The following is a 4,680-nucleotide window of genomic DNA, read 5'->3' on the forward strand; positions in this document are numbered from 1 at the left end:
TATTGCCACCGACTCGATCGATCGCCATGGCCAAACGCCGCCTCGAACGCCTCGCCTGCGGTGGGGGTTCGCCACTAGCGCACGGTTTGACTCAAGCCGTGCGGGTGGGTGTGAATGCCCAAAGTTCTGGCGATGTCGGCCAAGTGGTAATTGTCGCCATTACCGACGGGCGGGGCAACGTTCCCTTAGCCCGTTCCTTAGGCGACACGATCGATCCAGAACAGAAGCCAGATATCAAACAAGAGCTGCTAGATATTGCCTCGCGCATTCGGGCAATTGGGATTAAATTACTCGTCATCGATACCGAAAATAAATTTATCTCGACAGGTTTTGCCAAGGAATTAGCTAAACAAGCTAATGGTAAATATCATCATCTCCCCAAAGCTACCGAACAAGCGATCGCGGCTACTGCCATAAGTGCGATCGGCGATATGCGGTAATTAATGAACCGATCTCTGATAAAGAAAATATTGTCTGAACTACGATTAAAATGATTGAATGATAAACTCTGATGAGCTGCTATCAGGCGATCGAGTCATAGCTCATCCGATCGATCTTTATCATCAAAGTTCAGACAATTGAAATTGCTTAACTAAGCTGCCGATCGCCGCGAAAACAATCCCAAAACTGGGCCGAGAACTGCACCGAAGACAAAGCCGCCCGCATGTGCCCAATAAGCAACGCCGCCATTTTCCATCCCCACATTAGTACGCGGTGCGAGCGTGGCAAAACTATATAAAGCTTGTTGGAAGAACCAAATCCCTAGATAAAAATAAGCCGGAATTCTGGTGAAAAATGGAAAAATCCCGATTGGAATCACAGTTCTAACACTGACATTGGGGAAGCGAATGATATAGGCTCCCATCACACCCGCGATCGCACCACTAGCACCGAGCGATGGCAACTGCGAACCTTGACTGAAATACCACTGGGTTAAACTTGCTAGCACGCCACAAGCTAGATAAAAGAATAAGAACTTAAAGTGTCCCAATTGGTCTTCGACATTATTGCCAAAAATCCATAAGAACAACATATTCCCAGCAAGGTGGAGGAAACCACCGTGGAGAAATTGGGCAGTAATCAATGTCAAAACTTCTGGTGGTTCGCCGCCGCGCAAAGCTGGATAAGTCTGTCCGGTAAATTCACCTGTCAATTGCAGTGGGACGACTGCCCACTGATAGAAAAATTGAGTCAAACCTTGTTCGGAAAAGCTTAACTCATAGAGAAAGACTAAGATATTGATAGCAACTAACCCATATGTAACAAATGGGGTAATTAGCGTGGGATTGTCATCATCGATTGGAAACATAAGATTAGGGGATAGGGGATAGAGAATAGGGGATAGGGAAATAGGAGAAGATTCTTCCTAATCCCGTAGTTAGATCGCCTCACGCAAGGAAGATCGATGTCGATTGTCCTTGAATGAATATTCCTCAAATACTAATAATTTACCATTTGCCCTATCTATCCATTGGTATGTTGATGTTCTGCCTCAATCCTCCTCGATATCTTCTCTTTCCGTCTCTGCTGGCAGGGCAGCGACGATCGCGTCAATTACGCGGCTGACGGGAATAATTTCCATCCCCAGATCGGGAAAAGTTTGATGTCCTTTAGGGACGATCGCGCGTTTGAAGCCGAGTTTAGCCGCTTCTTTGAGGCGCAATTCTAGTTGTGAAACTTGCCGAACTTGTCCGCCTAAGCCGATTTCACCGATCAGGATCGTAAACGGGGCGACTACTCGATCGCGAAAACTCGCCACGATCGCGATTGCCATTCCCAGATCTACAGCGGGTTCGGAGACATTTAAGCCGCCAGCGGAAGCAACATAGGCGTCTAATTTGGATAGGGGAATGCCAACGCGTTTTTCTAATACTGCGAGAATTTGGGTCAAACGGTTGTAATCGATGCCCGTCCCCGCACGGCGCGGCGAGGGATAGCTGGTGGGGCTGACTAATGCTTGCAGCTCTACGACGATCGGGCGGGTGCCTTCGCAGGCGACGACAATCGAGGTACCTGGAGCCATGCCTTGCCGATCGCCGACAAACAGCTCAGACGGGTTGTCAACCTCTCTTAAGCCACGATCGACCATCTCGAACACTCCCACTTCATGCGTGGCTCCAAAGCGATTCTTAGTGGATCTGAGGAGACGATGGGAGGCAAACCGATCGCCCTCGAAATATAAGACGGTATCGACTAGATGTTCCAATACTTTCGGCCCCGCGATCGCGCCTTCTTTGGTAACGTGTCCGACGATGAGGAGGGTGATATCTTCCCGTTTGGCGACTTTCATCAACGCGGCGGTACATTCCCGCACCTGAGCGACAGAACCCGCTGCGGATGTCAGCGCGGGGAAATATACGGTTTGGATACTATCGATCACGGCGACATGGGGTTTGAGGGATTCTAGTTCTCTGAGAATCTCTTCGAGATCGGTTTCGGCTTGGACGTATAAATTTGCGCCATCTGCCACCGTTAATTGTTTCGCGCCTTCAATTGCTCCATTGGCTCCATTTGCCGCAATTTCTTCACTGGTGAGTTCGCCCTTGGTACCTTCGACGCCCAAGCGAGAAGCACGTAATTTAACTTGCTTGCCCGATTCTTCGCCACAGACATAGAGCACCCGATAATGTTTGGACATCAGGTTGGCAGTTTGCAGCAAGAGGGTAGATTTGCCGATACCCGGATCGCCACCGATTAAAACAAGCGAACCGGGGACGATCCCGCCACCTAATACTCGATCGAGTTCGCCAAATCCCGATGCCCAGCGTTCTTCCTCGCCATCGATAATTTCGGGAAAAGTTAAGGCTGCTAGAGGGTGAGGTTGTTCGTTGTCCGATCGACCATTGAGTGCTTTGACTCCTAAGCCTCTAGAAGCTGATGGTGCAGCCTGTTCGACCATTGAAGCATAAACACCACAGATCGGGCATTTGCCATAAAATTGCAAGGATGTCGATCCACATTCATTACAAACATAGGAAGTACGCGGCTGTTTTGCCATTCTGCGGGGGGAGGGTAAAGGGTAGGGAGTAGAGGATCGCTAATGAGCGAGCGTTCAGATTACAAAAGGTAGTATTTTGGCGGAGCGATCGTGGGGCTAAATCCCTCTTCAATGCTGTGCTAGTCGATCGAGCATTCCCCAAGTTGCCGCTGTTAAGGCAAGTAGACTCGATCGATAATTAAAAAATGTGCATGGGTCGGAACTGGCAATCGACGCAGTTCCAATTTCTGAAGGGGTTTGACTGCACCAATTTAGTTGGAATTAATGATAATCTTAATCTTAGGATGTTAAAAGTTAACGTTAAAAAAATTACCACTATACGATAGGAGCTTTGATAAGCTTGGAAAATCATAAGGAAACTATTCTGGTCGTTGATGATGAGGCTAGCATCCGTCGCATTTTAGAAACTCGCCTCTCCATGATTGGCTATGATGTAGTGACAGCGGCTGATGGGGAAGAGGCTCTCGAAACTTTTCGCGAAACTTGCCCAGATCTGGTCGTGCTCGATGTAATGATGCCCAAGCTCGATGGCTATGGGGTGTGTCAAGAGCTACGCAAAGAGTCCGATGTCCCGATTATCATGCTGACAGCTTTGGGTGATGTCGCCGATCGGATCACGGGGCTAGAACTGGGCGCGGATGACTATGTCGTCAAACCATTCTCTCCTAAAGAACTAGAGGCGCGAATTCGCTCGGTACTGCGACGAGTGGATAAAAATGGACTCAATGGAATTCCTAGTTCTGGCGTGATCCAGATCGCCACGATCAAAATCGACACCAATAAGCGTCAAGTTTATAAATCTGACGAACGGATTCGGTTGACGGGCATGGAGTTTAGCTTGCTCGAACTCTTGGTGAGTCGATCGGGCGAAGCCTTCTCGCGATCGGAAATTCTCCAAGAAGTTTGGGGCTATACTCCCGAACGGCACGTCGATACTAGAGTCGTGGATGTCCACATTTCGCGCCTCCGTGCCAAGTTAGAAGAAGATCCCAGCAATCCCGAACTGATTCTGACGGCTAGAGGTACGGGTTATTTGTTTCAACGGATTATCGAGCCTGATGAACTCTAGGCTTTAGGATTTAGGATTTAGGCTTGGGGTGAGTATTGCTCACCCTAAGTTTTAATTTAGGGGTGTGTACTATTATAGTTGATTTGAACTAGTAAAATATACGGTAGGGAGTAGCGATCGAGATGAAAGCAGATAATAATCGGATCGTGCGACTCGTGCCGATTGTGGCTGGGAGCATCGCCGGAACGCTATTAATGTTGAATCGGGTGCTGACTCCAGAACTGACTGACTCACAGGCACGTTCGGATGCTGTCGGGGTAGTTTTAACAGCAGTGTTGATTCTGACGGGATTGCTATGGCAACAAGTTCAACCCAGACAACCCGATAGTGTGAGTTTAGAAGGGACAGAAGGCTTTGAACTGTTGCCAACTTTACCAGATGTCCTCAAAACAGAATTGGCGTGGGCGTCCCATCTGTTACTTACCAATACAGTCACGCGATCGATCGTCGTTTATTACCAAGGGCAAGTATTGCTGCGACGGGGAATTTTGGCACCTAATGCCACCGTCAAGCCAGGAGCGATCCTCGATCGAGTTTTAACCAAACAAAAAGCGATTTATTTAGTCGATACCAAAGTTTATCCCGGCAGAATTGAGTTTGATTATTTACCCGC

General features: G+C 48.4%; 4 protein-coding genes and 1 pseudogene. 3 read left to right on the forward strand and 2 right to left on the reverse strand.

Features of this window, described 5'->3' with window-relative positions; translation table 11 throughout:
* Nucleotides 1–440, forward strand: a pseudogene (locus RMO84_RS03675) (magnesium chelatase ATPase subunit D); the annotation flags it as partial.
* A gap of 152 nt (nucleotides 441–592) precedes the next feature.
* On the opposite strand, the gene RMO84_RS03680 reads toward RMO84_RS03675, so the two are convergent.
* Together RMO84_RS03680 and radA are read right to left on the reverse strand one after the other, a co-directional pair.
* On the reverse strand, nucleotides 593–1,309 hold the full coding sequence (locus tag RMO84_RS03680) for a rhomboid family intramembrane serine protease (RefSeq protein ID WP_310487106.1): 717 nt from the start codon (nucleotides 1,307–1,309) through the stop codon (nucleotides 593–595).
* 183 nt (nucleotides 1,310–1,492) lie between these two features.
* Nucleotides 1,493–2,998 carry a DNA repair protein RadA gene (radA, locus tag RMO84_RS03685; protein WP_310487107.1) on the reverse strand — a complete coding sequence of 502 codons (1,506 nt, stop codon included), beginning with the start codon at nucleotides 2,996–2,998 and terminating at the stop codon, nucleotides 1,493–1,495.
* 340 nt (nucleotides 2,999–3,338) lie between these two features.
* Here radA and rpaB point away from each other — a divergent pair, with 340 nt between their 5' ends.
* Nucleotides 3,339–4,067 carry a response regulator transcription factor RpaB gene (gene rpaB, locus RMO84_RS03690; RefSeq protein WP_309745214.1) on the forward strand — a complete coding sequence of 243 codons (729 nt, stop codon included), beginning with the start codon at nucleotides 3,339–3,341 and terminating at the stop codon, nucleotides 4,065–4,067.
* Between the two features lie 122 nt (nucleotides 4,068–4,189).
* Nucleotides 4,190–4,680, forward strand: a 491-nt coding sequence (locus RMO84_RS03695) for a cofactor assembly of complex C subunit B (RefSeq protein WP_310487108.1), incomplete at its 3' end; no start/stop codon positions are given.

The organism is Chamaesiphon sp. VAR_69_metabat_338 (assembly GCF_031423935.1).
In the GTDB taxonomy this organism is placed as follows: domain Bacteria; phylum Cyanobacteriota; class Cyanobacteriia; order Cyanobacteriales; family Chamaesiphonaceae; genus Chamaesiphon.

Bases quoted from the DNA above. Each gene is read 5' to 3' on its own strand.
- RMO84_RS03680 (WP_310487106.1), bottom strand. From the start codon at position 1,309: ATGTTTCCAATCGATGATGACAATCCCACGCTAATTACCCCATTTGTT.
- radA (WP_310487107.1), bottom strand. From the start codon at position 2,998: ATGGCAAAACAGCCGCGTACTTCCTATGTTTGTAATGAATGTGGATCG.